At 68.4% G+C, this 25,397-nt stretch carries 30 protein-coding genes; 10 read left to right on the forward strand and 20 right to left on the reverse strand.

What is annotated here, in order from left to right; all coding sequences use genetic code 11:
- Positions 1–10: 10 nt before the first annotated feature.
- Complete coding sequence (gene gloA, locus M5E06_RS04445; RefSeq protein ID WP_109151382.1) at positions 11–406, forward strand: lactoylglutathione lyase; 396 nt, start codon at positions 11–13, stop codon at positions 404–406.
- A gap of 27 nt (positions 407–433) precedes the next feature.
- Here gloA and ftrA read toward each other — a convergent pair whose 3' ends face one another.
- Positions 434–1,462, reverse strand: a complete 1,029-nt coding sequence (gene ftrA, locus M5E06_RS04450; protein ID WP_252137292.1) for a transcriptional regulator FtrA — start codon at positions 1,460–1,462, stop codon at positions 434–436.
- A gap of 100 nt (positions 1,463–1,562) precedes the next feature.
- Here ftrA and M5E06_RS04455 point away from each other — a divergent pair, with 100 nt between their 5' ends.
- A complete protein-coding gene (locus tag M5E06_RS04455) occupies positions 1,563–1,961 on the forward strand; it encodes a rhodanese-like domain-containing protein (protein WP_252137293.1) in 399 nt (132 codons plus the stop codon).
- Positions 1,962–1,970: 9 nt separating this feature from the next.
- Here M5E06_RS04455 and M5E06_RS04460 read toward each other — a convergent pair whose 3' ends face one another.
- The 3 genes from M5E06_RS04460 to gltX all read right to left on the reverse strand — a co-directional run bounded on the left by M5E06_RS04460 (position 1,971) and on the right by gltX (position 4,987).
- Entirely contained in the window at positions 1,971–2,144 is a 174-nt protein-coding gene (locus M5E06_RS04460; RefSeq protein WP_158280154.1) for a hypothetical protein, read from the reverse strand.
- A 22-nt stretch (positions 2,145–2,166) separates the two neighbouring features.
- Complete coding sequence (gltA, locus tag M5E06_RS04465; RefSeq protein ID WP_109151380.1) at positions 2,167–3,480, reverse strand: citrate synthase; 1,314 nt, start codon at positions 3,478–3,480, stop codon at positions 2,167–2,169.
- A gap of 100 nt (positions 3,481–3,580) precedes the next feature.
- Positions 3,581–4,987: a glutamate--tRNA ligase gene (gene gltX, locus M5E06_RS04470; protein WP_252137294.1), complete on the reverse strand. Its 1,407-nt coding sequence runs from the start codon at positions 4,985–4,987 to the stop codon at positions 3,581–3,583.
- Positions 4,988–5,143: 156 nt separating this feature from the next.
- Here gltX and M5E06_RS04475 point away from each other — a divergent pair, with 156 nt between their 5' ends.
- Positions 5,144–7,297 carry a ComEC/Rec2 family competence protein gene (locus M5E06_RS04475; RefSeq protein ID WP_252137295.1) on the forward strand — a complete coding sequence of 718 codons (2,154 nt, stop codon included), beginning with the start codon at positions 5,144–5,146 and terminating at the stop codon, positions 7,295–7,297.
- A gap of 120 nt (positions 7,298–7,417) precedes the next feature.
- On the opposite strand, the gene lexA is transcribed toward M5E06_RS04475, so the two are convergent.
- From lexA to M5E06_RS04515, 8 genes are all read right to left on the reverse strand, one after another.
- Positions 7,418–8,140: a transcriptional repressor LexA gene (gene lexA / locus M5E06_RS04480; protein ID WP_252137296.1), complete on the reverse strand. Its 723-nt coding sequence runs from the start codon at positions 8,138–8,140 to the stop codon at positions 7,418–7,420.
- Between the two features lie 198 nt (positions 8,141–8,338).
- Positions 8,339–9,568, reverse strand: coding sequence for a molybdopterin molybdotransferase MoeA (locus M5E06_RS04485; protein ID WP_252137297.1), 1,230 nt, complete (start codon positions 9,566–9,568; stop codon positions 8,339–8,341).
- A gap of 4 nt (positions 9,569–9,572) precedes the next feature.
- Complete coding sequence (moaC, locus tag M5E06_RS04490) at positions 9,573–10,076, reverse strand: cyclic pyranopterin monophosphate synthase MoaC (protein ID WP_252137298.1); 504 nt, start codon at positions 10,074–10,076, stop codon at positions 9,573–9,575.
- Positions 10,073–10,561 carry a GNAT family N-acetyltransferase gene (locus M5E06_RS04495; RefSeq protein WP_252137299.1) on the reverse strand — a complete coding sequence of 163 codons (489 nt, stop codon included), beginning with the start codon at positions 10,559–10,561 and terminating at the stop codon, positions 10,073–10,075. The genes moaC and M5E06_RS04495 overlap by 4 nt, the downstream gene beginning before the upstream one ends.
- Before the next feature lie 4 nt (positions 10,562–10,565).
- Positions 10,566–11,369, reverse strand: coding sequence for an indole-3-glycerol phosphate synthase TrpC (gene trpC / locus M5E06_RS04500; protein ID WP_109151373.1), 804 nt, complete (start codon positions 11,367–11,369; stop codon positions 10,566–10,568).
- Positions 11,369–12,403, reverse strand: coding sequence for an anthranilate phosphoribosyltransferase (gene trpD, locus M5E06_RS04505; RefSeq protein ID WP_109155569.1), 1,035 nt, complete (start codon positions 12,401–12,403; stop codon positions 11,369–11,371). The genes trpC and trpD overlap by 1 nt, the downstream gene beginning before the upstream one ends.
- Positions 12,400–13,008, reverse strand: coding sequence for an anthranilate synthase component II (locus M5E06_RS04510; RefSeq protein WP_252137300.1), 609 nt, complete (start codon positions 13,006–13,008; stop codon positions 12,400–12,402). Before M5E06_RS04510 ends, trpD begins: the two co-directional genes overlap by 4 nt.
- Before the next feature lie 112 nt (positions 13,009–13,120).
- Entirely contained in the window at positions 13,121–13,573 is a 453-nt protein-coding gene (locus M5E06_RS04515) for an STY0301 family protein (protein WP_252137301.1), read from the reverse strand.
- Between the two features lie 139 nt (positions 13,574–13,712).
- Here M5E06_RS04515 and M5E06_RS35455 point away from each other — a divergent pair, with 139 nt between their 5' ends.
- From M5E06_RS35455 to M5E06_RS04530, 3 genes are all read left to right on the forward strand, one after another.
- The gene (locus M5E06_RS35455) at positions 13,713–14,852 is read left to right on the forward strand and encodes a divergent polysaccharide deacetylase family protein (protein WP_286208616.1); all 1,140 of its coding nucleotides are present in this window, start codon (positions 13,713–13,715) and stop codon (positions 14,850–14,852) included.
- 27 nt (positions 14,853–14,879) lie between these two features.
- Positions 14,880–15,086, forward strand: a complete 207-nt coding sequence (locus M5E06_RS04525; protein ID WP_252137302.1) for a heavy-metal-associated domain-containing protein — start codon at positions 14,880–14,882, stop codon at positions 15,084–15,086.
- Between the two features lie 89 nt (positions 15,087–15,175).
- Entirely contained in the window at positions 15,176–15,406 is a 231-nt protein-coding gene (locus M5E06_RS04530; protein WP_252137303.1) for an FmdB family zinc ribbon protein, read from the forward strand.
- 7 nt (positions 15,407–15,413) lie between these two features.
- On the opposite strand, the gene M5E06_RS04535 is transcribed toward M5E06_RS04530, so the two are convergent.
- The gene (locus M5E06_RS04535; protein ID WP_252137304.1) at positions 15,414–16,235 is read right to left on the reverse strand and encodes an alpha/beta hydrolase; all 822 of its coding nucleotides are present in this window, start codon (positions 16,233–16,235) and stop codon (positions 15,414–15,416) included.
- 166 nt (positions 16,236–16,401) lie between these two features.
- Between M5E06_RS04535 and M5E06_RS04540 the strand changes: the two genes are divergently transcribed.
- The 4 genes from M5E06_RS04540 to M5E06_RS04555 are packed head-to-tail and all read left to right on the forward strand — an operon-like array spanning position 16,402 to position 19,492.
- Positions 16,402–16,863 carry a cupin domain-containing protein gene (locus M5E06_RS04540; RefSeq protein ID WP_252137305.1) on the forward strand — a complete coding sequence of 154 codons (462 nt, stop codon included), beginning with the start codon at positions 16,402–16,404 and terminating at the stop codon, positions 16,861–16,863.
- Positions 16,864–16,874: 11 nt separating this feature from the next.
- Positions 16,875–17,399 (forward strand): bifunctional adenosylcobinamide kinase/adenosylcobinamide-phosphate guanylyltransferase, encoded by a 525-nt coding sequence (gene cobU, locus M5E06_RS04545; RefSeq protein ID WP_252137306.1) that lies wholly within the window; start codon positions 16,875–16,877, stop codon positions 17,397–17,399.
- The gene (cobO, locus tag M5E06_RS04550) at positions 17,396–18,007 is read left to right on the forward strand and encodes a cob(I)yrinic acid a,c-diamide adenosyltransferase (RefSeq protein ID WP_252137307.1); all 612 of its coding nucleotides are present in this window, start codon (positions 17,396–17,398) and stop codon (positions 18,005–18,007) included. The genes cobU and cobO overlap by 4 nt, the downstream gene beginning before the upstream one ends.
- A gap of 18 nt (positions 18,008–18,025) precedes the next feature.
- Positions 18,026–19,492 (forward strand): cobyric acid synthase, encoded by a 1,467-nt coding sequence (locus tag M5E06_RS04555; RefSeq protein WP_252137308.1) that lies wholly within the window; start codon positions 18,026–18,028, stop codon positions 19,490–19,492.
- A 49-nt stretch (positions 19,493–19,541) separates the two neighbouring features.
- Here the strand turns inward: M5E06_RS04555 and M5E06_RS04560 are convergent, their stop codons facing one another.
- From M5E06_RS04560 to M5E06_RS04590, 7 genes are all read right to left on the reverse strand, one after another.
- Positions 19,542–20,159 carry a GNAT family N-acetyltransferase gene (locus M5E06_RS04560; RefSeq protein WP_252137309.1) on the reverse strand — a complete coding sequence of 206 codons (618 nt, stop codon included), beginning with the start codon at positions 20,157–20,159 and terminating at the stop codon, positions 19,542–19,544.
- Complete coding sequence (locus M5E06_RS04565; RefSeq protein ID WP_252137310.1) at positions 20,135–20,563, reverse strand: GNAT family acetyltransferase; 429 nt, start codon at positions 20,561–20,563, stop codon at positions 20,135–20,137. Before M5E06_RS04565 ends, M5E06_RS04560 begins: the two co-directional genes overlap by 25 nt.
- Positions 20,560–21,447, reverse strand: coding sequence for a rhodanese-like domain-containing protein (locus M5E06_RS04570; RefSeq protein WP_252137311.1), 888 nt, complete (start codon positions 21,445–21,447; stop codon positions 20,560–20,562). The genes M5E06_RS04565 and M5E06_RS04570 overlap by 4 nt, the downstream gene beginning before the upstream one ends.
- 51 nt (positions 21,448–21,498) lie before the next feature.
- Positions 21,499–22,206: an alanyl-tRNA editing protein gene (locus tag M5E06_RS04575; RefSeq protein WP_252137312.1), complete on the reverse strand. Its 708-nt coding sequence runs from the start codon at positions 22,204–22,206 to the stop codon at positions 21,499–21,501.
- Between the two features lie 16 nt (positions 22,207–22,222).
- The gene (locus M5E06_RS04580; protein WP_109151359.1) at positions 22,223–23,224 is read right to left on the reverse strand and encodes a cysteine synthase A; all 1,002 of its coding nucleotides are present in this window, start codon (positions 23,222–23,224) and stop codon (positions 22,223–22,225) included.
- A 273-nt stretch (positions 23,225–23,497) separates the two neighbouring features.
- Positions 23,498–24,109 carry an NUDIX domain-containing protein gene (locus tag M5E06_RS04585; RefSeq protein ID WP_252137313.1) on the reverse strand — a complete coding sequence of 204 codons (612 nt, stop codon included), beginning with the start codon at positions 24,107–24,109 and terminating at the stop codon, positions 23,498–23,500.
- A gap of 78 nt (positions 24,110–24,187) precedes the next feature.
- Positions 24,188–25,216 (reverse strand): S1C family serine protease, encoded by a 1,029-nt coding sequence (locus M5E06_RS04590; RefSeq protein ID WP_252137314.1) that lies wholly within the window; start codon positions 25,214–25,216, stop codon positions 24,188–24,190.
- Positions 25,217–25,397 lie beyond the last annotated feature (181 nt).

A 25,397-nucleotide genomic window follows, 5' to 3' on the forward strand; every position in this document is an offset into this window, starting at 1 on the left:
ATCAGAGATCATGAGTGAATTCCGTCTGCTGCACACGATGCTGCGCGTGCTGGACCTGGAGAAGTCGCTCGACTTCTACACGCGGCTGCTCGGCATGAAGCTGCTGCGCCGCAATGACTATGAGGGCGGCCGCTTCACCCTCGCCTTCGTCGGCTATGGCGAAGAGTCCGACACTGCGGTCCTTGAACTGACCCACAATTGGGATCAGAAGGAACCGTACGAGATCGGTACTGCCTACGGTCATATTGCGCTCGGCGTACCGGACATCTATGCGACCTGCGAGAAGCTGGCGGCGGAAGGTGTCAAGATTCCGCGCCCGCCGGGTCCGATGAAGCATGGCACCACAGTCATCGCCTTCATCGAAGACCCGGATGGTTACAAGGTGGAGTTGATCGAGAGGAAGTGACCGGCCATTGGGTCTAAGGTCATTGGGTCAAAGGTTAGGAGGAGGGGCGTGGTCGGTGACGGCTGCGCCCTTTTTCGTTGGCGCGGGCCCGGCCATACGGCGGAAACGTTCGCGGTAGTTGGCCGGGCTGAGTCCGAGCCGGCGGCGGAAATGGTGACGGAGGGTGGCGGCGGAGCCGAAGCCGGTCAGGGTCGCCACCTCCTCCACCGGCAGGCTGCTCGTTTCCAGAAGGTCACGGGCGCGCGCCAGTCGCTCCGTCAGCAGCCAGTCGCCAGGGGTGGTGCCGGTGAGGGACTGGAACCGGCGCAGGAAGGTGCGGACACTCATCCCCGCCTGCGACGCCATGCCGGACAGGCTGTGTACCTCCGCCAGCCTTTCCCGCAAATGATCGAGCAGGGGGGCCAAGCGGGCTCCTTCGCGGGCGGTCGGCACCGGTGCTTCAATGAATTGTGCCTGTCCGCCCTCGCGGTGGGGTTGGACGACCAGACGGCGGGCCACGCTGTTCGCCGCCTCCGATCCGAAATCGCGGCGGACCAGATGCAGACAGAGGTCGATGCCGGCTGCACTGCCGGCTGAGGTCAGGATGTTGCCTTCGTCCACATACAGCACGTCGGGCATCACCCGAATATCGGGGTAGAGTTCAACGAGCGTCGCGGCATATCGCCAGTGCGTGGTCGCCCGGCGTCCGTTCAGAAGCCCGGCGGCGGCAAGAACGAAGGCGCCGGAGCAGATCGACAGGACGCGCGTGCCGCGCTTGTCGGCCCGGTGCAGCGCAGCGATCAGGTCGCCCGGTACTGGCTCCCGCGCGCCGCGCCAGCCGGGAATGATGATGATATCGGCCTGGTCGAGCAGGTCGAGCCCGCCATCGGCTTCCACGCGGATGCCGCCCACCGCGCGCAGCGGTCCGGCATCGAGGGCGGCGACTGCGAAGCGGTACCAATCCGGCCCAAGTTCCGGGCGCGACAGACCGAACACCTCGACGGCGACGCCGAACTCGAAGGTGCAGAGGCCGTCATAGGCAAGGGCTACGACCAGCGGAGGCGTGGCGATTGGCATGATCTGCACGATAGCTGGCGGTTGCGCCACTTTCCAGTCGAAGGAGCGACTGGAATGATGGGGGCATCACTTCCGACCGGACCCCAGCAACGAGGACCCCATGCCCAGTCTCGTCACCGAAATTCCTGCTGCGCCGTCCGAGATGGCGGCGGCTCATTTTGCCAAGCGGCTGTCGCTGGAGACCGACTGCTGGGACGTTCATGAGACGCTGAAGTCGGGAACGCCGGACTTCATCCTGCTCGACGTGCGCGGCCCCGCAGCGTTCGCACGTGGGCACCTGCCCGGAGCGCTGAACCTGCCACACGGCAAGATAACGGTACGTCGGATGGCAGATTGGCCGGATGGCACGCTGTTCGTGGTCTATTGCGCCGGACCCCATTGCAACGGGGCCGATCGCGCCGCCTTGCGGCTCGCGAGGATCGGGCGGCCGGTCAAACTGATGATCGGCGGCATCACGGGGTGGATCGACGAAGGCTTCGCACTGGAGTGCGAGAACTGAGGCGTTGCCTCAGATGAAGACGATCCCGGCGATCAGTGCCAGGATCAACAGATAGACGATCAGGCGGCGGACGCGCCAACCGAGCGGCGCCCTGTTGTCGTTGGCCGGCGGGCGCAGACGCACCCGCCGGGCCGGAACGATGTACGCAGTCGGGTCTTGGGCGGCTCCGTTGGAGCCGCCCATTCCGATGTGGGCTGTGGGCCGGTTAGCCACGCTCGGCTAGCGGCACGAACGGCCGCTTGGTCTGGCCGGTGTAGAGCTGACGCGGACGGCCGATCTTCTGCACCGGGTCCTCGATCATCTCCTTCCACTGGCTGATCCAGCCGACGGTGCGGGCCAACGCGAACAGCACGGTGAACATGCTGGTCGGGAAGCCCATCGCCTTCAGAATGATGCCCGAGTAGAAGTCGACGTTCGGATAGAGCTTCTTCTCGATGAAGTACTCGTCCGACAGGGCGATCTTCTCCAGCTCCATCGCGATGTCCAGCAGCGGCTCGTCCTTGATGCCGAGCTCGCCGAGGACCTCGTGGCAGGTCTGGCGCATGACCTGGGCGCGCGGATCGTAGTTCTTGTAGACCCGGTGGCCGAAGCCCATCAGGCGGAAGTTGTCGTTCTTGTCCTTGGCGCGGCGGACGAACTCGGGGATGCGATCCACCGAGCCGATCTCCTCCAGCATCTTCAGAACGGCTTCGTTCGCACCGCCATGGGCCGGACCCCACAGCGAGGCGATGCCGGCGGCGATGCAGGCGAACGGGTTGGCGCCCGACGAACCGGCCAGACGGACGGTCGAGGTCGAGGCGTTCTGCTCATGGTCGGCATGCAGGATGAAGATCTTGTCCATCGCCTTGGACAGGATCGGGTTGACCTTGAACGGCTCGCAGGGCGTGCCGAAGGTCATGTAAAGGAAGTTCTCCGCATACGACAGGTCGTTGCGCGGATACATGAAGGGCTGGCCGGTCGAATACTTGTAGGCCATGGCCGCGATCGTCGGCATCTTGGCGATCAGGCGGTGCGCGGCGATCTTGCGCGCCTGCGGATCGTTGATGTCCAGCGAGTCGTGGTAGAAGGCCGACAGGGCGCCGACGACGCCGCACATGATCGCCATCGGGTGGGCGTCACGGCGGAAGCCGCTGTAGAACTTGGTCAGCTGCTCGTGCACCATCGAGTGGCGGCGCAGGATGTTCTCGAACTCCGTGCGCTCGGCCGCGGTCGGCAGGTGGTTGTTGAGCAGGAGGAAGCAGACTTCCGGGAAGGTCGAATGTTCGGCCAGGTCGTCGATGGCGTAGCCGCGGTGCAGCAGAACACCTTCGTCGCCGTCGATGTAGGTGATCTGCGATTCGCAGCTGCCCGTCGAGGTGAAGCCCGGATCGTAGGTGAAGTGGCCGGTCTCGGCGTAGAGCTTGCGGATGTCAATCACGCTCGGCCCGACGCTGCCGTGCAGGACCGGCATCGTGACCTGCTTGCCCGTCTTATTGTCGATGAGGGTTACGGTATCCTTGCCGTCCTCAGTCTGGGTCATCTCGGCACGTCCTTATCGTTGAGGGTCGGGCTTGGCGCCCTTTTTTCGTCGGCGCAGCATAGTTCCAAGGCTGCCCGATGGCAACGCACGGAAGTGACCATTATGCTGCACCCGCTGCATCGCGGATGCGAGAAAGCGTTGCCTCGCGGCCCAGCAGTTCGGCCACTTCGAAGATCGGCGGCGACACCGTCGATCCGGTCAGCGCGGCGCGCAACGGCTGAGCCACCTTGCCCAGCTTTTCGCCCCGTGCCTCGGCGAAGGCGCGAACCTGCGATTCCAGCGCAGCGGCGGTGAATTCCGGCTCTTCGGCGAAGGCAGCCGCCAGTTCTTTCAACAGATTGCGGCCCTTTTCGTCCAGCAGCGCGGACGCTTTTTCGTCATAGCTGAGCGGCTGCGGCGCGACATAGAAGCGTGCGCTCTGCGCCAGATCGACCACGGTGCGGGCGCGCTGCTTCAGGCCGTTCATAGCCCGCGTCAGAAGGTCGCGTTCGCTATCGCTCAGGCCGCGGCCGAGTTCCGCCTCCAGGCGCGGGGCGATCAGGCCGAGCAGCCGGGAATCTTCGGCAAGCCGCATGTAATGGGCATTCAGATTCTCGAGCTTCGCGAAGTCGAAGCGCGACGGCGAGCGGCCGATGCTCTCCAGGTTGAACCACTCGATGGCCTGTTCGGTCGAGATGATCTCGTCGTCGCCATGCGACCAACCGAGCCGCAGCAGATAGTTGCGGACCGCTTCCGGCAGATAGCCCATGTCGCGGTAGGCATCGACGCCCAGCGCGCCGTGACGCTTGGACAGCTTGGCGCCGTCGGGGCCATGGATCAGCGGGATGTGGCCGAAGCGCGGCAGATCCCAGCCCATGGCGTTGAAGATCTGGATCTGGCGGAAGGTGTTGGTCAGATGGTCGTCGCCGCGGATGACGTGGGTGACGTTCATGTCGTGGTCGTCGACCACCACAGCCAGCAGATAGGTCGGGGTACCGTCGGCGCGCAGCAGGATCAGGTCGTCCAGCTGGGCGTTCTGCACCGTCACCTCGCCCTGGACGAGGTCGTTCAGGACGGTTTGGCCCTCCTGCGGCGCCTTCAGCCGGATCACCGGAGCAACGCCCGGAGGGGCATCGGACTCGGGACGGTCACGCCAGCGGCCATCATAGCGCATCGGCTGCCCGGCCGCCTTCTGGGCGGCCCGCATTTCCTCCAGCTCTTCCGGGCTGCAATAGCAGCGATAGGCCTTGCCGGCGGCCAGCATCTGGTGCGCCACCTCGGCATGACGGTCCTTGCGCTCGAACTGGCTGACGGCGTCGCCGTCCCAGTCGAGCCCCAGCCACTTCAGCCCATCGAGAATGGCGTCCACCGCCGCCTGGGTCGAACGTTGCCGGTCGGTGTCTTCGATCCGCAGCAGGAACTTGCCGCCGGTGTTGCGGGCGTACAGCCAGTTGAACAGGGCGGTTCGGCCACCGCCGATGTGCAGAAAGCCGGTCGGCGACGGAGCGAAGCGGGTGACGACGGTCATCGGTCTCTCAATTTCCGGTTCGGCGCTGGTATGATGCGCCGGTGGTTCGACACCGTGGTTTAACACAGCCACCCGGCTTGGAGGCAATGCGATGCGTGCATGGACGGTCGTTGAAGGGCTCGCGGGCGGCATCGCTGCGCCGGGAAGCCGCTGCCGGTGACCGCCGCCGGCTGGCCGGAGGAGGAGACGGACAACCCACCGGCGCTCAGCGGACCATGGTGGCGCCTGTTGGCGCGCGCCGGCAGGCGACTCGCGGCGTTGGCAGGAGCCGAGGGGGAGCGTTGGGTTCTGTGGCTGCCCGTCGCTTTTGGGGCGGGGGTGTCGCTGTATTTCTGGTTGCGGCAGGAGCCGGTCTGGTGGGGCGGGCTCGCGGCGGTCGGCGGGGCGGTGATTCTGTTGTTGGCTGTGCGGCGCCGGTTCGCACTGGCCGGAGTGGCGATGGCTCTGCTGATGGTGGCGGCCGGATTCCTGGTGGCGCAGGCGCATACGGCGCGCATGGCGGCGCCGGTCCTGACCCGAAGCATCGCGGGTGCCACCGTCACCGGGCGGGTGATGGCGGTGGAGCGGCGGCCGGGTGCGGTGCGCATCACGTTGCGCGAGGTAACGGTCAGCAGACTGGCACCGGAGCAGATGCCGGCGGCCTTGAGAATCCGCCTGTCCGACCGCAACCCCGCTCCCGCTCCGGGATCGGTGGTCCGGCTGCGGGCGACGCTGTTGCCGCCGCAGGCGCCGGCGGAACCCGGTGCCTTCGACTTCCAGCGGCGGGCCTGGTTCATGGGTCTGGGTGGGACCGGCTTTGCCACAGGGGCGGTGGAACAGGTGGAGGCGCCGCCGGTGACGGGATGGAGCACGGTTGCCATCGCCTTCGAGCGGGCGCGGGGAGCCATCGCGGAGCGCGTCGCGGCGGCGATCGGCGACCCGGTGGAGGCGAGCGTCACCACGGCGCTGCTGAACGGCGAGGAGTTTGGCATTCCCGAAGCGACGCTGGATGATTTCCGCAACAGCGGGCTGGCGCATCTTCTGTCGATTTCCGGCCTGCATGTCGGCATCGCGGCTGGCATCCTGTTTTATGTGGTGCGGGCGCTGATGGCGGCGGTGCCCTATATCGCGCTGCGATGGCCGATCAAGAAGATCGCGGCTTTGTTCGGGATTGTGTCGGCGCTCGCCTATACGCTGCTGGTCGGGGCGCCGCTGCCGACGGTGCGGTCGGTGCTGATGACCGGGATGGTGATGGGGGCGATCATGCTGGACCGCCATCCGCTGAGCATGCGGCTGGTCGCCTTCGCCGGGCTGGTCACCATCGCCATGGACCCGGAGGGGATGCTGGGACCCAGCTTCCAGATGTCATTCGCCGCGGTGGTGGCGCTGATCGCGGCGTTCGAGCGTGGCAGTGTCAAGCTGGCGGAATGGCGACGCGACGCGGGATGGCTTGTGCGCGGGCTGTTCTATGTCGGCGGAATCCTGCTGACCAGCGTGGTGGCGACGCTGGCGACCTTGCCGTTCTCGCTCTTCCATTTTCAGCAGATCGCCTTTTATGGCGTGCTGTCGAATCTGATCGCGATTCCCATCACGTCCTTCTGGGTCATGCCGTGGAGCCTGATCGCCTACGCGCTGCTGCCCATCGGGCTGGAGGCGCCGGCGCTGATCGCCATGAACTGGGGTGACCGGGCGGTGATCTGGACCGCGGAGTTCTTCGGCCGGTTGCCCTGGGCATCGCTGACGGTGCCGGCGATGCCGGTGGAGGGGTTCGCCGCGCTGGTGGCGGGCGGGCTCTGGCTGTGTGTGTGGACGCGGCGGTGGCGCTGGTTGGGGATGCTGCCGATCCTGGCGGGGTTGGCCTCGCCGATGCTGGTCGAACGGCCGGATGTGCTGGTGGCGGGGGACGGGACGGTGGTGGCGGTGAGGCTGCCGGACGGGCGGCTCAGTGGCTCGGGCAAGGGCGGCGGGCGGCTGACCGAGACCTGGAGGGAACGCGATGGGGAGCGGACAGCGGCGGAGCCCTGGCCGGCGGCGGGCGGATGGAGCGAGGGCGGGCGGTCGCTGAGTTGCGATGCGCTGGGGTGCTTGTATCGCGTGCGTGGGAAGACGCTGGCATTGCCGCGGCTGCCGGACGCGCTGGACGAGGATTGTGGCGCGGCGGATGCGGTGGTGACGGCGGCGGTAGCGCGCGGGTGCCGGGCCGGAGTGGTGATCGACCGGTGGGCGCTGCGGCAAGAAGGGGCGCATACGCTGACGGTGACGGCCGGGGGTGTCCGGGTGGAGACGGTGCGGGGGCTTAGGGGGGATCGGCCTTGGACCGGGGGGAGGTGAGAGGCGCTGTTACCCCCACCCTAACCCTCCCCCGCTTCGCGGGAGAGGGAACTCCGCTGCGCCGCCACTCGCTCCCTCTCCCACCGAAGGTGGGGGAGGGTTGGGGAGGGGGCAACGGCCTCAGTACTTGCGGACCAGGCCGACCAGCTTGCCCTGCACGCGGACGCGGTCGGCGCCGAAGATGCGGGTTTCGTAGGCGGCGTTGGCGGGTTCCAGGGCCACCGTGTTGCCCTTGCGGCGCAGACGCTTCAGCGTCACCTCGCCTTCATCGACCAGGGCGACGACGATGGTGCCGTTCTCCGCCGCGTCGCAGCGCTGGATGATGATGGTGTCGTGGTCGAGGATGCCGGCCTCGATCATCGAATCGCCGGAAACCTCCAGCGCGTAATGGTCGCCGGCGGTCAGCATCGAGACGGGGACGTCGACGAAGGCGCTGTTGTCGCGCAGGGCTTCGATCGGCGTGCCGGCGGCGATGCGGCCGTAGAGCGGGAGCTGAACCGTCTCGTTGGCGGCGGCCGGGGTCGGGGCGGGCGGAGCGGCGTCGCGGCCGGCGAAGACGAAATCGCCCTTGATGACGTTGGGCTGGAACTTCGGCTTGGCGGCGGCGCGGCTGCGGGCGGCGTCCAGGCCTTCCGGCAGGCGAAGAACTTCGAGCGCACGGGCACGGTGGGGCAGGCGGCGGATGAAGCCGCGTTCCTCAAGTCCGGTGATGAGGCGATGGATGCCCGACTTGGACTTCAGCCCCAGGGCGTCCTTCATCTCGTCGAACGACGGCGAGACACCGCCCTGGCCGAGCCGTTCGTGGATGAACAGCAGCAATTCGTGCTGCTTGCGCGTGAGCATGGATGCCTCCCGGCCGTCGCCAGACTGAAGATGGAACAAAAACCAAACGTTGCCTCCATGTTCTAGTTTGGTTCCTGCCGCGCGTCAAGCCCCCCATCGGCTTCTTTTAGAACTTGAACGGAACATTTGGAACAGCGTGAAACAGTTTTCGGGATGCTGTTCAACTGTTCCATCCGCCGTCCGGGGGGTGTCCCAAGTCTAGATGCTGAGCGCTCCATCGGTCAGGGGAAGCACGGTCACCATGGCCCCGGCCGGCTCGGGGTCGGCGTTGGGTGGGCGGGGGATCAGGCAATCGGCCTGGGCGTAGAGCGTGGTGATGGCGCTGTCCTGCCGAGCGAAGGGGGTGACGGTCAGGACGCCGTCGGGGCCGGCGGCAAGCGTCGCGCGGAGATACTCCTCCCGCCGGTCGTTGGCCTTCAGCGCGGTGGTCAGGCGGGCGCGCAGCGGCAGGCGGTCGTCCTCGGGCGGCAGACCCTGCAGCAGGCGCAGGATCGGGCGCAGGAACAGCACGCCGGTGACGCCGGTGGACACCGGATTGCCGGGCAGACCCAGCAGCGGCACCGATCCGGCGCGGCCGAACATCAGCGCCTTGCCCGGCCGCATCGCCACGGTCTGCACCTCCAGCGCCACGCCGCGTTCGGCCAGCACGTCGCGCACGAGGTCGTATTCGCCATGGGCGGCACCGCCGGTGGTGACCAGCAGGTCGCACCCTGCGGCCCCCTTCGCCAAGGCCGCCACACTCTCCGGCGTATCCTTGGCAATTCCCAGATTGTGGGCGAGGCCGCCCTGGGCGGTGACGAGGGCGCAGAGGCCGAGCGCGTTGGTGCTGACGATCTGGCTCGGCCCCAGCGGGTCGCCGGGCAGGGCGATCTCGTCGCCGGTGGCGAGGATGGCGATGCGCGGCCGGCGATGGACCGAGAGCCAGGGGACATTGCCGCCGGCGGCCAGCGCGATGTCACGGGCAGTCAGGCGGCGGCCCTTCGGCAGAAGCTCCTGACCGAGGGTGAAGTCGAAGCCCGCCTCGCGGACGAAGCGGCCGACGACTACGGCGCGGCCGATCTGCACAGTGGCGTCGTCGGCGCTGCAATCCTCCTGCATCACCACGGCATCGGTGCCGTCGGGCAGGGGCGCGCCGGTGAAGATGCGCGCCGCCTCACCAGGGCCGACGGGGCCGTCGAAGGCATGGCCGGCGGAGGATTCGCCGATGCGGCGCAGGGGAACGGGCGTGTCGGCGGTCGCGGCGGCGATGTCGGCGGCGCGCACCGCCCAGCCGTCCATGGCGGCGGCGTGGAAGGGCGGCTGGGTCAGCCGGGCAATCACCGGTTCGGCCAGCACGCGGCCCAGCGCGTCGGGCAGGGCGACGGTCTCCGCCGGCAGAGGGGCGAAGGCCGACAGGATGCGGGCGCGCGCCTCGGCGACGGAGATCATCGGATTACGCTCCTGCGGATGGGCTGGCGGTGGAGGACGCGCCCCATTTGCCGCTCTTGCCGCCGGCCTTGTGCAGCAGGCGGACGTCGGTGATGGTCATGCCGCGGTCAACCGCCTTGCACATGTCGTAAACGGTCAGCGCCGCGACGGTGACGGCGGTCAGCGCCTCCATCTCCACGCCGGTCTGGCCCTTCAGCTTGCAGGTGGCGGTCACGTCCACGGCGTTGCGGGCGGGATCGCAGGAGAGGTCGACCTTGACCGAGGTCAGCATCAGCGGGTGGCACAGCGGGATCAGGTCCGGCGTGCGCTTCGCCCCCATGATGCCGGCCAGTCGGGCGACCGACAGAACGTCGCCCTTCTTCACCCCGCCCTGCATGATGAGCGCCAGGGTTTCCGGCTGCATCAGCACGGTGGCGGCTGCGGTGGCAGTGCGTTCGGTTTCCGCCTTGTCGGAGACGTCGACCATCACCGCCTTGCCCTCGGCATCGAAATGGGTGAAGCCGGTCATCGCACGGTCTCCAAAAGCGGTTTTTCCATGAAGACGCTGACGCCGTTGTCTTCGTAACAGGCATAGGGGCCACGGTCGGTGAAGCCGGCCTTGCGGTAGAGCGCCAGCGCCTCGTGCTGGTGGATGCCGGATTCGAGCAGCAGGGCGGTCAGCCCCTCGGCCCGTGCCTGCTCCTCCAGCCGGGCGAGCAGGCGGTCGCCGATGCGGAGGCCGCGGGCGGCGGGATCGACATACATGCGCTTGACCTCGCCATAGCCGGTCGGGCCATCACCCGAATGATCGACGCGGAGCGCGGCACAGCCAACCGGAACGCCGTCCTTGCGGGCGACGAAGAAGCGCACGTCCGGTGCCTCCAGCTCTCCGATGTCGAGCAGATGGCAGGTGTCCGCCGGATAGAGGTCCAGCAGATAGCGGTCGAGCGCGGCGACCAGCGCGATCACCTCGTCCTGACGCGGACTCTCCGTGGCGATGGCGACATCTGCCATTGCGTCACACCGGCGCCAGCAGGGCGCGGGTGGCGGCGGTCACGTCGGCCTGCCGCATCAGCGATTCGCCGACCAGGAAGCAGCGCGCCCCGACCTTCGCCATGCGGGCGAGATCAGCAGGGGTGTAGAGGCCGCTTTCCGCCACCAGCATGCGGTCGGCCGGGACATTGGCCGCCAGTTCCTCCGTCGTCGCGATGTCGACGGCGAGCGTCTTGAGGTTGCGGTTGTTGACGCCGAGCAGCGGCGTCTTCAGCAGCAGCGCGCGGTCCAGCTCGGCGCGGTCATGCACCTCGACCAGCACGTCCAGACCTTGGGATATCGCGGCATCCTCGATCTCCGCCGCCTGGGCGTCGGACAGCGAGGCCATGATGATGAGGATGCAGTCGGCACCCAGCGCGCGGGCCTCCACGATCTGATAGGGATCGACCATGAAGTCCTTGCGCAGCACCGGCAGGTCCACCGCGGCGCGGGCGGCGACGAGATACTCGTCCTTGCCCTGGAAATAGGGCTCGTCGGTCAGCACCGACAGGCAGGTCGCCCCGCCCTCGCGATAGGCGCGGGCCAGCGCCGGCGGGTCGAAATCGGCGCGGATCAGGCCCTTGGACGGGCTGGCCTTCTTGATCTCGGCGATCAGCCCGTAGCGGCCGGCCTCCACCGCGGCGCCGAGCGCCCGGATGAAGCCGCGCGGCGGGTTGGTCTCATTGGCGGCCTTCGCGGCGGCCTCCACCTCCGACAGCGGGCGGGCGGCCTTGCGGGAGGCGACCAGCGCGCGCTTGTCGTCGTTGATGCGGGTCAGAACGTCGCTCATCAGGCCACTGCCTCGTTGGTGATGGCGACCAGCCGGCGCAGGCGGTCGCGGGCGCCGCCGCTGTCGATGGCGTCGGCGGCCATCGCCACACCCTCCTTCAGCGTCGCGGCCTTGCCGGCCACATGCAGGGCGGCGGCGGCGTTCAGCAGGACGATGTCGCGGTAGGGGCTATGCACGCCGTCGAACAGGGCGTGGATCGCCTCGGCATTGACCTGGGCGTCGCCGCCCTTCAGGTCCTCGATGCGGGCGCGGGGCAGGCCGGCATCCTCCGGCGTCACCTCGAACACCGTCACCTCGCCGTCCTTCAACTGGGCGACTGTGGTGGGGCCGGTGGTGGTGATTTCGTCCAGCCCGTCGGAGCCATGGACGATCCAGGCGGCCTCCGATCCCAGACGCTTCAGCACCTGGGCCAGCGGCTCCACCCACTGCTTGGAAAAGACGCCGAGCACCTGCCGCTTGGCTGTCGCCGGGTTGGCGAGCGGACCCAGCAGGTTGAAGACGGTGCGGGTGCCAAGCTCGACCCGAGTGGGGCCGACGTTGCGCATGGCGATATGGTGGCGCGGCGCCATCAGGAAGGCAATGTGGGCATCCCACAGCGCCTTGCGCACCAGCGCGAAGTCGCAGTCGAGGTTGACGCCCAGCGAACCCAGCACGTCGGCGGCGCCGGACTTCGACGAGATGGCGCGGTTGCCGTGCTTGGCGACCGGCACGCCGCAGGACGACACCACCAGCGCCGCGGCGGTGGAGATGTTGTAGGTGCCGGCGCCGTCGCCGCCGGTGCCGCAGGTGTCGATGGTGCCGGGAGGGGCTTCGACCGGGATTGCCTTGGCGCGCATGACGCGGGCGGCGCCGGTGATCTCGTCCACCGTCTCGCCGCGGACGCGCAGCGCCATCAGGAAGCCGCCCATCTGCGACGGGGTGGCGTTGCCGGACATGATGATGTCGAAGGCGAAACCGGCCTCGGCCTCGGTCAGGGCGGCGCCGGTGGCGACCTTGCCCAGGATGGCCTTCATATCAGTGAGGTCGCCGCTCATGCTGCGGTCTCCAGGGTCGCGTTCTCCGGGCGGGGACGGGTCAGGTCCAGGAAATTCTGCAGGATCTTGTGGCCGTGCTCGCTCTCGATGCTCTCGGGATGGAACTGCACGCCGTGTATCGGCAGCTCGCGGTGGGCCAGCGCCATGATGAGGCCGTCGGCGGTTTCGCCGGTCACCTCCAGGCAGGCGGGCAGCGTCTCGCGCTCGACGATCAGCGAATGGTAACGGGTGGCGCGGAACGGGCTGGGCAGGCCGGCGAGCACGCCGCGGCCCTGGTGCAGGATGTTGTCGACCTTGCCGTGCATCGGCACCGGCGCGCGGATCACCCGGCCGCCGAAGGACTGGCCGATGGACTGGTGGCCCAGGCACACGCCCAACAGCGGCAGGCGGGCCTTGGCGGCGGCGTCGATCAGGGGCAGGCAGATGCCGGCGCGGTCGGGATCGCAGGGGCCAGGGGAAAGCACGATGCCGTCGGGGCGCAGATCCATCGCCTCCTGCACCGTCAGGGCGTCGTTGCGGCGGACCTGCACGTCGGCGCCAAGCTCGCCCAGGTAATGGACGAGGTTGTAGGTAAAGCTGTCGTAGTTATCGATGAGCAGCAGCATGCGCCTTCCGCCTTCCACCTGACCGTCGGGACCGTTCCGGCCCTGTTCCAACGATGGACACCCTAGCCGCTGAGGGGGCGGATTTCCAGCCTCCGCGCAGAACTTCGCCTCTTCACCGGCAGTCGAGCTGCGGCGGGGTCTTCGGGTCGTCCAGGACGGTCCCGCGGATGTCGGTCGCCAGCGTCAGGGTGCAGCGGCGGATATGGGATGGCAGGTCGGCTGCGAGCGTCGCCTGGGTGTCGCGATAGCGGCAGACCAGGAAGATGTTCCGTCGCCGGGCGCCGGTGAACTCCCAGACCTGAACGATGCTGCGGCCGCGCCGGACCTCGCGGTCGGGGGCCAGGGTGGCGGGCGAGGCGCTGGTCATTTCGCTGGCGCGGTCGCCCTCGACCAGAGAGATGCCGGCGAAGCCGTGGCTGTCGCGGCCGGGGTAGGGCGACCAGCCGCCGGGGGCATCTGGCTGCGCCTGGACCGTCAGGCTGGCCGGGCATTGCAGGCCGCCGGCCGCCTGAGCCGGGGCGGTGGTCGCCAGCAGGAGCGTTGCGGTAACAAAGATGGGACGCATCGGATGGACTCTTCCGGGTGGGCTTGGCCGGGTGGGCTTGGCGGTATGGAAAGGACGGGTTCCGCCCCGGCCCTTTGCGCCGTTTGGGCGGTTGCGGCGGCGGCGGTGGGGTGCCACTGTGCGGCGCCCCGGTCGCAGGATGGACATCGTCACCATGGCCCGCAAGGCGCCTTCGAAAGCCCGCAAAACTTCGCTTCCTCCGTTTCTGTCGAATCCCTTCGTTCTGGCTCTGGCTGCGGTCGCCGCGGTGTTCGCCGTGGCGATGGGCGTCGCCACGTTGACCGGCGGACGGTCCGGCGGGGAAAAGGCACCGCAGGCGCCGGTTCAGCAGGCCGCGGTGCCGCCTGCGCCAGCCTCCGCGCCACCCGCAACGCCACCTTCGCCGCCCGCGGCGAAGGCCGAGGCGCCGGCGCATGCGGCGGAAGGGCCGGAACATGCGGTGCCTGAAAAGCCGGCGCAGGATAAGGTTGAGGTGCGTCCGCCGGCTACGACGGTGGCGATGCTGCCGCCGCCGGCGCCGCCGGCTCAGCCGCCGGTGCAGGCACCTTCGGGCAACGCCGCGCTGTGGCGCAAGAACGCGCTGCCGGCCGAGGTGCCGCCGGGCAGGCCGATCATCGCCATCGTCATTGACGACATGGGGCTGGACCGCAACCGCTCGGCGCGGATGGTCGGGCTGCATGGTCCGCTGACGCTGTCCTGGCTGCCCTATGCCCGTGACCTGTCGGCCCAATCGAAGGCGGCCCGCGCCAATGGGCACGAGCTGATGCTGCACATGCCGATGGAGCCCAGCGTGAAGGCCGATCCGGGGCCGAACGCTCTGCTGGTCTCGCTGGACAAGGGTGAGATCGTCAAGCGGTTCCGCGCCGCGCTCGACAGCTTTGACGGCTATGTCGGCGTGAACAACCATATGGGCAGCCGGTTCACCGCCGACCGGGCGGCGCTGGCGCCGGTGCTGGCGGAGCTGCACCGCCGAGGCCTGCTGTGGCTGGACAGCCGGACGACGCCCAACAGCGCCGGAATCGGGCTGGCGCGGGAGCTGAAGATGCCCTGGGTCGGCCGCGACATCTTCCTCGACAACGAGGAGACAGTGGCGGCGGTGAAGGCCCAGCTGGCGAAGACGGAGCAGGTGGCGAAGCGGCAGGGCTATGCCGTCGCCATCGGTCATCCGCATGATGCGACAATCGAAGCTCTGGCGTCCTGGCTGCCGGATGTGCAAAAGCGTGGCTTCGTTCTTGTCCCGGTCAGCGCGGTGGTGCGGACGCACCATGCCGGCGGCTGACCCGACCCAAAGGGGAGCCCCGTGACGATGGCCGATGCGTACAAGGTGGATGGAATGACCTGCGGCGGCTGCGCCCGCTCCGTTTCCAACGCGATCACCAAGGCGGCCCCCGATGCTGCCGTGACCGTCGACCTCGCCACCGGCACCGTGGTGGTCGACGGCGGCATTCCGGCCGATGTGGTGCGGCAGGCGGTCGAAGCGGCCGGCTTCGATTTCGGCGGGGCTGCCGCCTGACCGATTTTGGTGCGGCGCAACAAAACCATTTTATTGTTATGGATATTGCGGCATTCTCGGGACGATGCGATCCGTTCCGCGAGGGTGCGATGCCGCTTTATTCCTATCGCTGCAAGGCCTGCGACCATGGGTTCGAGACCCTGGTGCGCTTCGGTGAGACGCCCGCCTGCCCATCCTGCGGCAGCGCCGACCTGACCCGCCATCTGTCGAACGTGGCGTCGGAAGGCAAGTCCGGCGCCATCGTCCAGTCCGCCCGCCGGATGGCGGCGAAGGAGGGGCACTTCAGCAACTATTCCCGGTCGGAGCGGCCCAAGGCTTAGGGTGGCCTCAGGCCACCTCGGCCGTCACCGTCGCGGTGATCCACGCCTCGACCCGCTCGGCGGCCGTCTGCCAGTCCTGCTCCAGCATCATCGCGTGGCCCATGCCCGGCATGAACACCGGCTGGGTACCCAGCGTCGCGGCGGTGGCGACCACCTCCGCACGGGGGAACAGCAGGTCTTCCTCCGCGCCCATCACCAGCATCGGCATGTCGCGCGGCGGCAGGACGGGGAAGGGGATCCAGCCGCCGATGTCCAGCAGGACGCGGCGCGATTCCTCCTGCAGGTAGCTCTCGTACTTGGCGGCTTCGGCGCGCGGCATCTTGTCGGAGAACATAGCGCGGCGGATGGCGTCGGGGTCGATCGCCTTCTCGCCGAAGGTCATCAGCATCGACATCTGCTGAAACACATAGGGCGAGCGCCAGGCCAGCCCCATGGTGGAGGACAGCAGGCCGTAGGGCGGGGCGGACGCCATCAGCACGCCGGCGGGAAAGCGGCGCTTCGCCAGCGCGCGCTGCACCACCATGCCGCCCATCGAATGACCGATCAGCACCGGCGGCGCGGAGAGGCGATCTGCCGCCTCCAGCACGTCATCGATGTAATCAGCGATGCCGAAATCATGCAGCCGGTCGCGCCCTTCGCTGTTGCCATGGCCGCGCAGAGAGACGGCATGGGCTTCCCACCCGCGCGCGGCGAACCAGGGCAGGAACTTGGCATCCCAGATCCAGGCGCCGCTGAAGGCGCCATGGACGAACAGGAGCGGCGGCGCTTTCGGCGTGCTAATGGGCGGCATGCCGGTGGGACGGCGGCTGATAATTTCCAGGGTCGACATCGCATCGCAGGTTGTTGTTTTGCGCTGCAATAAGCATGGTGGGCGAACGGGCACCTGTCCAGCCATGGGGCGGGCAACCCTGCCCTGTAAGGGGACTTGAGCCGTTTGACGCCGCCGGTGCGGTTTGCGACAGTCCGGACCCGCACTGCAGAACCGGAGAGCGCCCGTGCCGAACCCACCGGTCCTTGATCCCGCGACGCTGACCGCCGAAACCGGCGCCACTGACTATCCGCGGCCGTTCCGGGCGCAGGTCGCCGGGCGGCACCGGGTGGTGCTGGGCGATCCGCTGGGCTTGAGCAATTTCGGCGTCAACCTGACCCGGCTGGCGCCCGGGGCCTCCTCCGCCCTGCGCCACTGGCACAGCAGACAGGACGAGTTCGTCTATGTGGTGGAGGGCGAACTGACGCTGGTGACCGACGCCGGCGAGACGCTGCTGACCGCCGGCATGTGCGCCGGCTTCCCGCATGGCGTCGCCGACGGCCACCGGCTGATCAACCGCAGCGACCGCCCGGCCAGCTATCTGGAGGTCGGCGACCGCAGCGCCGGCGACGAGATCGACTATTCCGACGAGGACATGATCTGGCGCGACGGCGCCTATCGGCATCGCGACGGGACAGCCTGGGAATGACGGTTGGGGGAATGAGCGCCGATCTGACGCTGGTGCTGGGCGGCGCGCGGTCGGGCAAGAGCCGCTATGGCGAGGGGTTGGCCACGGCGCTGGGTGGCCCGCGCGTCTACATCGCCACCTCGCAGGTGTGGGATTCGGAAATGGCGGAGCGGGTGGCGAAGCATCGCGACGACCGCGGCCCCGACTGGACGACGGTGGAGGAGCCGCGCGACCTGACCGGGGTCCTGCGCCGCCATGCCGCCGAGGGCACCGGCGTCCTGGTCGATTGCCTGACCCTGTGGCTGACCAATTTGATGATGGCGGAGGCCGACGTCGCGGCGGAGAGCGCGGCGCTGGTGGAGCTTCTGCCGACTCTGCCGGGCCGGGTGGTCCTGGTCTCCAACGAGGTCGGGATGGGCATCGTGCCCGACAATGCGCTGGCGCGCCGCTTCCGCGACCATGTCGGCCGCCTGCACCAATCCATCGCGGCCGTGGCGCCGCGCGTCGTGCTGACCGTCGCCGGTCTGCCGATGTTCGTGAAGGGAACTCCCGTATGACCGACACCGAAGACCTGAACCGCCGCCACGCCGAGAAGATGAAGCGGCGCAAGGCGTTGCAGGAGCGCGCTCTCGCCTCCAAGACGGTGGAGAAGGGCCTGCTGATGGTCCACACCGGCAAGGGCAAGGGCAAGTCCACCGCCGCCTTCGGCCTGATGATGCGCGCCGTCGGCCACGGCATGCGCGTCGGCATGGTGCAGTTCGTCAAGGGCGCCTGGTCCACCGGCGAGACGGTGGCGCTGGAGCGCTTCGAGGATCTGGTCGATTTCTACACGATGGGCGAGGGCTTCACCTGGGACACCCAGGACCGCGCCCGCGACATCGCCGCCGCCGAGGCCGCCTGGGCCAAGGCCAAGGAACTGATGGCCGACCCGCGCTATCGCCTGATCGTGCTGGACGAACTGAACATCGTGCTGCGCATGGACTACTTGGCCCTGGACGAGGTGCTGGCGACGCTGGCCGCCCGCCGGCCCGACCTGCATGTCTGCATCACTGGCCGCAACGCCAAGCCGGAGCTGATCGCCGCCGCCGACCTCGTCACCGAGATGACGCTGGTCAAGCACCCGTTCGAGGCCGGGGTGAAGGCCCAGGCCGGGATCGAGTTCTGAGTTATGCGAACTCGGGCGATGCGGTCTGGGGCGATCATGCTGCAGGGCACCGGCTCGGACGTCGGCAAGTCGCTGCTGGTGGCCGGGCTGTGCCGGGCGCTGGTGCGGCGTGGGCTGACCGTCCGGCCTTTCAAGCCGCAGAACATGTCCAACAACGCGGCGGTGACGGCTGACGGCGGCGAGATCGGCCGCGCACAGGCGCTCCAGGCGCGGGCCTGCGGCGTGGCGCCCAGCGTCCATATGAACCCGGTGCTGCTGAAGCCGCAGTCGGATGTCGGGTCCCAGGTGGTGGTGCGCGGCGTGGTGGTCGGCACCGCGCGGGCCGCCGACTATCAGGTGCGCAAGCGCGAACTGCTGGGCACCGTCCTCGACAGTTTCGAGCGGCTGCGGGGCGAGGCCGACATCGTTGTGGTCGAGGGCGCCGGCAGCCCGGCGGAAGTCAATCTGCGGGCCGGCGACATCGCCAACATGGGCTTCGCGACGGCCGCCGACGTGCCGGTCCTGCTGGTCGGCGACATCGACCGCGGCGGTGTGATCGCCAGTCTGGTCGGCACCCACGCACTTCTACCAAAATCTGAACAGGAGCGGATCAAGGGCTTTCTTATCAACAAGTTCCGCGGCGATATGCGCCTGTTCGATGAAGGGCTGCGGATCATCGAGAGCCACACCGGATGGCGTGGGTTCGGCGTGGTGCCCTGGCTGCACGAGGCGGCAACGCTGCCGGCGGAGGATGCGGTGGCGCTCGACCGGCCGCGCGCTGCGGGGAACGGGTCGTTGCGCGTCGCGGTGCCGATGCTGTCGCGCATCGCCAACTTCGACGATTTCGATCCGTTGGCGCAGGAAGCGGGTGTCGCGCTGACCATGGTCCGTCCGGGGCAGCCGCTGCCCGGCGATGCCGATCTGGTGATCCTGCCCGGCACCAAGGCGACGATTGCCGACCTCGCCTTCCTGCGGGCGCAGGGTTGGGACGTCGACCTGCTGGCCCATTGGCGGCGTGGCGGGCGCGTACTGGGCATCTGCGGCGGCTATCAGATGCTGGGCCGGCGCATCGCCGATCCGGACGGCATCGAGGGACCACCGGGAGACGCCGCCGGGCTCGGGCTGCTGGACGTTGAAACGGTGCTGATGGGGCCGAAGGTGCTGGAGGAGGCACGCGGCACCGAGCGCCGCACCGGCGCGGCGGTGGCGGGCTATGAGATGCACATGGGCCGCACCGAGGGGCCGGACCGGGCGCGGCCGATGCTGGAACTTGCGGGCGGCGTGACGGACGGCGCGGAGTCGGCGGACGGGCGGGTTGCCGGCTGCTATTTGCACGGGCTGTTCGGCGCGGACGGATTCCGTGCCGCCTATCTGCGCCGGCTGGGCGGCGACGGGTCGGAACTGGCCTATGGCGTGGCGGTGGAGCGGGCGCTCGATGCCGTTGCCGACCGGCTGGAGTCGTCGGTCGATGTCGACGCGCTGCTGGCGGTGGCCGAGGGCGCTTGACGCTTCTGTTGGGAAGACGGGGCGGCGGAACGTCGCCGCCCTCTCTGACTTAGCGGGCGAGCGGAATATGCTCCCCGGAGCTGCGCGGCAGCACGCCATCCAGGCGCGGGTCGCGGACCTCGCGGGCGACATGGCGGGTCGGAACGAAGCCCATGCTCTGATAGAGCGGCAGCGCCTTCGGATGGTCGAAGGTGCAGGTGTTGACGAGCAACTTGGCCGTGCCGCCGTCCCAAGCCTTGCGGATGATGGTGTCGAGCAGCCAGGGACCGAGCTTGTGGCCGATGAAATCGGGGATCAGCCCGAAATAGGAGAGATCGGTTTCCTGGGTCCGCCGGTCCAGCTCGCCATAGCCGGCGGGCGTGCCGTCGACATACAGCACCCAGACTTCCTCCAGCGGATCGTGGATCGAGCGCTCCAGCTCCTTGCGCGGCATGCGGCGACGCTCGTGCCACAGCCAGGGTTCGCCCACCGTGTCATAGAGATAGCGGTAGAAGGACCAGGTCGGCGGGTTGGCCCGCACCAGGGAAATGTTGCCGGCCGGTTGGCGCACCGGCGCGTGGGCCGGCGGTGCGGTCATCTCCAGATAGGTGACGATCACCGACAGATGGCCGGCCCGACTGGCGGCGGGCACGGCGGGGCGGGTCAGGGAGAAGGGTTTGTCAGCCATTTCTGCATCATCGTGACGGGCGATTTGGCATAGCCCAGCCTTTCATAGAAGGCCAGCACCCGTTGGTTGGTTTCACGGACGAGGAGTTGGACCTTCGGCATCCCGGCAGCAGCCAGCCATCCTTCGGCCTCCGCCACCATGCGCCGGCCGAGCCCTTGTCCCTGCAAAGCCGGATCGACGGCGACGTAATAGATCCAGCCGCGATGGCCGTCCTGCCCGACCATGGCGGTGGCGACGATCCGCCCGTCCTCAACGGCGGCAAGCACGGTCGAACTGGTCTTCGACAGAGCCAGCGCGAAATCGGCCGCCGGGTCGTTCCACGGCACCACCAGCCCGCAGGCGGTCCACAGTGCCACGACGGCGTCGCAGTCCTCCGCCGTGCAAGGCCGGACGGAGAGGGTCACGATTGCCGAGGTCCCGTTTCCAGCGGCAGATCCTCGCGCAGGCCCCATTCCGCCCAGGAGCCGTCATAGATCGCCACGTCCTGCTTGCCGGCGGTGGCGAGGCCGAGCGCGATGACGCAGGCGGTGATGCCGCTGCCGCAGGAGGCGACCACCGGTCGGTCGAGGTCCAGCCCCGCGGCGCGGGCCTTCCCGGCGATGACGTCCGGCGGCAGCAGGGTCTTGGCCTCGGCGTCGATCAGGTCGGTGTGGGGAAGGTTGAAGCTGCCGGGAATCCGTCCGCTGCGGCGGCCGGGCCAGGGCTCCGCGACCGCGCCTTCGAATCGCGGTTGGGCGCGGGCGTCGGTCACCTGATCGGCGCGGGTGTCGATGTTGGCGAGAACCTGATCGGCGCTGCGGATCAGCTCCGGCCGCTTGCGCGCCGTGAAGGAGGCTGGCTGGACCGGGGCGGCCTCGCCCGAGTCGGTCGGGCGATCCTCCGCCAGCCATTTCGGCAGGCCGCCGTCCAGCACCGCCACCCGGTCGAAGCCGAACAGGCGGAACAGCCACCAGACGCGCGCCGCCGCGGTCGCCATGCCGGCGGCGTCATAGACAACCACCGTGTCGCCGTCGCCGATGCCCAGCGCGCCGATCTTCGCGGCGAAGGTCGCCTCGTCGGGCGCCATATGAGGCAGGGGGGCGGTGTCCGGCGCCGCCACCTCGTCGACATCACACAGCCGGGCGCCGGGGATGTGGCAGGCGGCGAAATCCGCCCGGATGTCGCGCTTCAGGGCCGGCATGTGCCAGGACCCGTCGAGAATCTTCAGGCCGGCCCGGCCCAGATTGCGGGCGAGCCAATCGGTGGAGACGACGGGGCCGGTCAGCGGTTCCACGGTGCTGTCGCTCATTCTGCGCGTCCTTGAAAGGGATATTTCGGGCGGAAGATCGGTGTGACAGGCTCAGTCCTTCAGCGCGATGACGACGCGCCGGTTCTGCTTGCCCTTGTTTTCGATCTTCGTCACCTCGATTCCGCCGATCTCGCTGGTGCGGGCGACATGGGTGCCGCCGCAGGGCTGCAGATCGACGCCCTCGACATTCAGCAGGCGCACGCGGCCGCTGCCGGTCGGCGGCTTTACCGACATGGTGCGGACCAACTCCGGCTGCGCCGCCATTTCCTCGTCGGAAATCCAGCGGGTGCCGACCGGCGTGTCGGCGGCGATCAGCTTGTTCACAGCCTCAGCGATTGCATCCTTGTCCAGCGCTTCGGCCGGAACGTTGAAGTCGAGCCGGCTCTTGTCGGCCCCGATCTGGCCGCCGGTGACCGATCCCGGAACCACCGCGCACAACAGATGCAGTGCGGTGTGCATGCGCATGTGGCGATAGCGGCGGTCCCAGTCGATTTCCGCCTCCACCGCGGTGCCGGGGGGCGGCAACTCCTGCCCGTCCTCCGGCAAATGGATGACGTCGTCGGGGCCACCATCGCCCTTTACCGTGTCCTTGATGCGCACTTCGAACCCGTCGAAGCGCAGGACCCCGCTGTCGCCCGGCTGACCGCCACCGGTCGGGTAGAAGACGGTGCGGTCGAGTCGGATGCCGCGGTCGTCCACCGCCGTGACGGTGGCGACGCAGTTGCGGGCGTAGGCGTCCTCGCGGAAAAGCGCGTCCATATCCCCCTCGGAAAAATCAGGCCAGCCAGTCTGGCACCGGAAGATTCTTCTCACGGAGGAAGTCAGGATTGAAGAGCTTCGATTGGTAACGCTGCCCCCCGTCGCACAGGATGGTCACCACCGTGTGGCCCGGGCCGAGGTCGCGCGCCACCCGCATCGCCGCGGCGATGTTGATTCCCGACGAGCCGCCCAGCACCAGACCCTGGGTCTTGATCAGGTCGAAGATGATCGGCAGCGCCTCCTCATCCGGGATCTGCAGGGCATCGTCGATCGGCGCCTGTTCCAGATTGGCGGTGATGCGGCCCTGGCCGATGCCTTCGGTGATGGAACTGCCTTCCGACTTCAGCTCGCCCTTGGTGTAGTAGCTGAACAGTGCCGCGCCCATCGGGTCCGCAAGGGTGATGCGGATGTTCGGGTTGCGCTCCTTCAGGGCCATGGCGATGCCGGCCAGCGTGCCGCCGCTGCCCACCGCGCAGGTGAAGGCGTCGACCTTGCCGCCGGTCTGCTCCCAGATTTCCGGGCCGGTGGTGGTGCGGTGGCCTTCGCGGTTGGCGGTGTTGTCGAACTGGTTGGCCCAGACGACGCCGTTGGGCTCGGTCTTCGCCAGTTCCTCGGCCAGCCGGCCGGAATAGCGGACGTAGTTGTCGGGATTGGAATAGGGGACCGCCGGAACCAGCCGCAGGTCGGCGCCGATCAGGCGCAGCATGTCCTTCTTTTCCTGGCTCTGAGTCTCCGGCATGACGATGACGGTGCGATAGCCAAGGGCGTTGCCGACCAGCGCCAGCCCGATGCCGGTGTTGCCGGCCGTCCCCTCGACGATGGTGCCGCCGGGGCGCAGAAGCCCGCGCTTTTCCGCGTCGCGCACGATGGCGAGAGCCGCGCGGTCCTTGACCGACCCGCCGGGGTTCAGGAACTCCGCCTTGCCCAGGATCTCGCAGCCCGTCGCCTTCGATGGACCTTCCAGGCGAATCAGCGGCGTGTTGCCGATGGCGCCGATAAAGCCGTTGCGGATGTCCAAGACGGGTACTCCCAGGGTCAGGTGTGGATTGCTGACGATACTATCAGGTTGGGGAGCGGCGGTTTCAAGGCGGCGGTGTGAAATGCTGCATTGAACGAGGTTTCGGTGTGAATTTTCGAGGTTCAGGCTTTGAATGCCCCCTCCCTAACCCTCCCCCGCTACGCGGGAGAGGGGACTGCCGCTGCCTTACAAACTTACCCTCTCCCGCAAAGCGGGGGAGGGAGGGACCCACGCGTCAGCGTGGGAGGGAGGGGGCAACCCGCACCTCTACCCTCACCCCTGACCAAGCCAGCGCTTGCGCAAGTTCTCACGGTGGCGGGCGAGCCAACCGACCGCGATTATGGCGACGGAGTTGCGCAGGCGGTTCTCGTCCATCAGGCGGATCACCTCGTCGGCCGGCAGGGCAAAAATCCGGATGTCCTCATGCTCTTCGGCCAAGCCGCCGGTGGCGGCGAGGTTGCGGCTGTCGACCCGGCCGCAGAAGACGGTGACGACCTCGGTGAAGGCGCCGGGGCTGACGTAATAGTCGCAGATCTGCTCGATCTCCTGGATGGCGCAGCCGGCCTCCTCCATCGATTCGCGGCGGGCGACGTCCTCCGGGCTCTCGCCCTCGCCGACCATGCCGGCGACGATTTCAGTCATCCAGGCCGGGCCGCCGGCTGCGGCGGAGCCGACGCGGAACTGTTCGATCATCACCACGCTGTCGAGGTCGGGATCGTACAGCAACACGCCCACCGCCGCGCCGCGGTCGCACACTTCACGCGGCGGCAGCACGTCGGTCCAGGATCCGTCGAACTTCTTGTGGCGCAGGCGGTAGACGTCGATGGTGAGGAAGCCCTTGTAGGGCGTTTTCTTGTCGACGATCTCGATGTCGGGATGATTCATGGTCGGCGTGGTCCCACGGATGGCTGTTTGCGACAGGGTGCTACGCCGCCACGCCCATCACAAGCGCCGGGGAGGGCGTCACAGCGTCGGGTTCAGCCGCAGGAAGCGCACGCGGTCGGCCGAGGTCACCGGGATCGGAGTCAGGGTGGCGCCGCGCATCACCTCCAGCGGCACGACAACGCCGGCCGGCCCCAGGCCCCAGAGCTTGCGATAGAAATCAGCCAATCCGCTGAAGCGCTGGCCGCCGACGCCGACGATCCAGTCGCCCGGACGTAGTCCGGCCGACTCGGCGGGGCTGCGCGGCGATACCTTTTCCACCATCAGCCGGCCCAACTCCTCGCGCAGGGTGACGCCCAACCACGGCCGCGCCGGCTCCTGGCGGCGGCCATAGGCGAGCAGGTCGGCGAGGATCGGCTCCAGCGCCGAAACCGGGACGAACATGTTGCCGGGCAGGCCGCGGCCCTCCACCGCCTCCATCACCAGCAGCGATCCGATCCCGACCAGCCGGCCCTCGCGGTTGACCAGCGCGGCGCCGTTGAAGGCGCGGATCGGCGGGAAGGTGAACAGCGCCTCGTCCAGCAGATACTCCCAATAGCCGGCGAACTCGCGCTTGCTGACCAGCTTCACGGCGGTGGCACTGCGATTGTCGCCGCCGCTGAGCGCCAGCAGCGTGTCGCCCTCCTTGACCGCACTGACGTTGGCCAGCCGCAGCCAGGGCGCCGTGAATCCCATCTCCGCCCGCAGCAGGCCGAAGCCACTGACCGGGTCGTAGGCGACCATGTTGGCGGGGTAGCTGCGCCCGTCGGCGGCTGTGACCTCTATCTGCGAGGCCTCCATCACCGTATAGCCGATGGTCAGGATCAGGCCGGACCCGTCGATGACGACGCCGCTGCCCTCGCGGTCGGTTCCCAGCGTGCGGGCGCTCTGGCTGTCCGGCGGCACGACGGCGCTGATGCCGACGACGGAGCGGACGACGCGATCGGGATCCAGCTGCTCGGGATCCGCCGCCTGCGCCGGGCCGGCGCCGAGCGCGCCCAGTTGAATGCCGACAAGAACGAGGATGGCGGCCGCCAACCGCGGCACGACCGGTGCAGAGACGACCCGCATGACACCGCACTCCCGCGCAAGGCAGGGCCAAGGGCACCCCCGCGGTCGCGCGGCCCTGTCCGTCGCGACTCGCGTGACACTGACATGACATTGCGCTCGAGTCGCGGCTCATCAAGCGGTCGCCTGACGCCGGCCGGGCCTTTGAGGGAGGAAACATACCGCCGCCAGCCGGTGTTGTCCT

Origin of the sequence: Azospirillum sp. A1-3, assembly GCF_023806445.1 — a bacterium.
Taxonomy (GTDB): domain Bacteria; phylum Pseudomonadota; class Alphaproteobacteria; order Azospirillales; family Azospirillaceae; genus Azospirillum.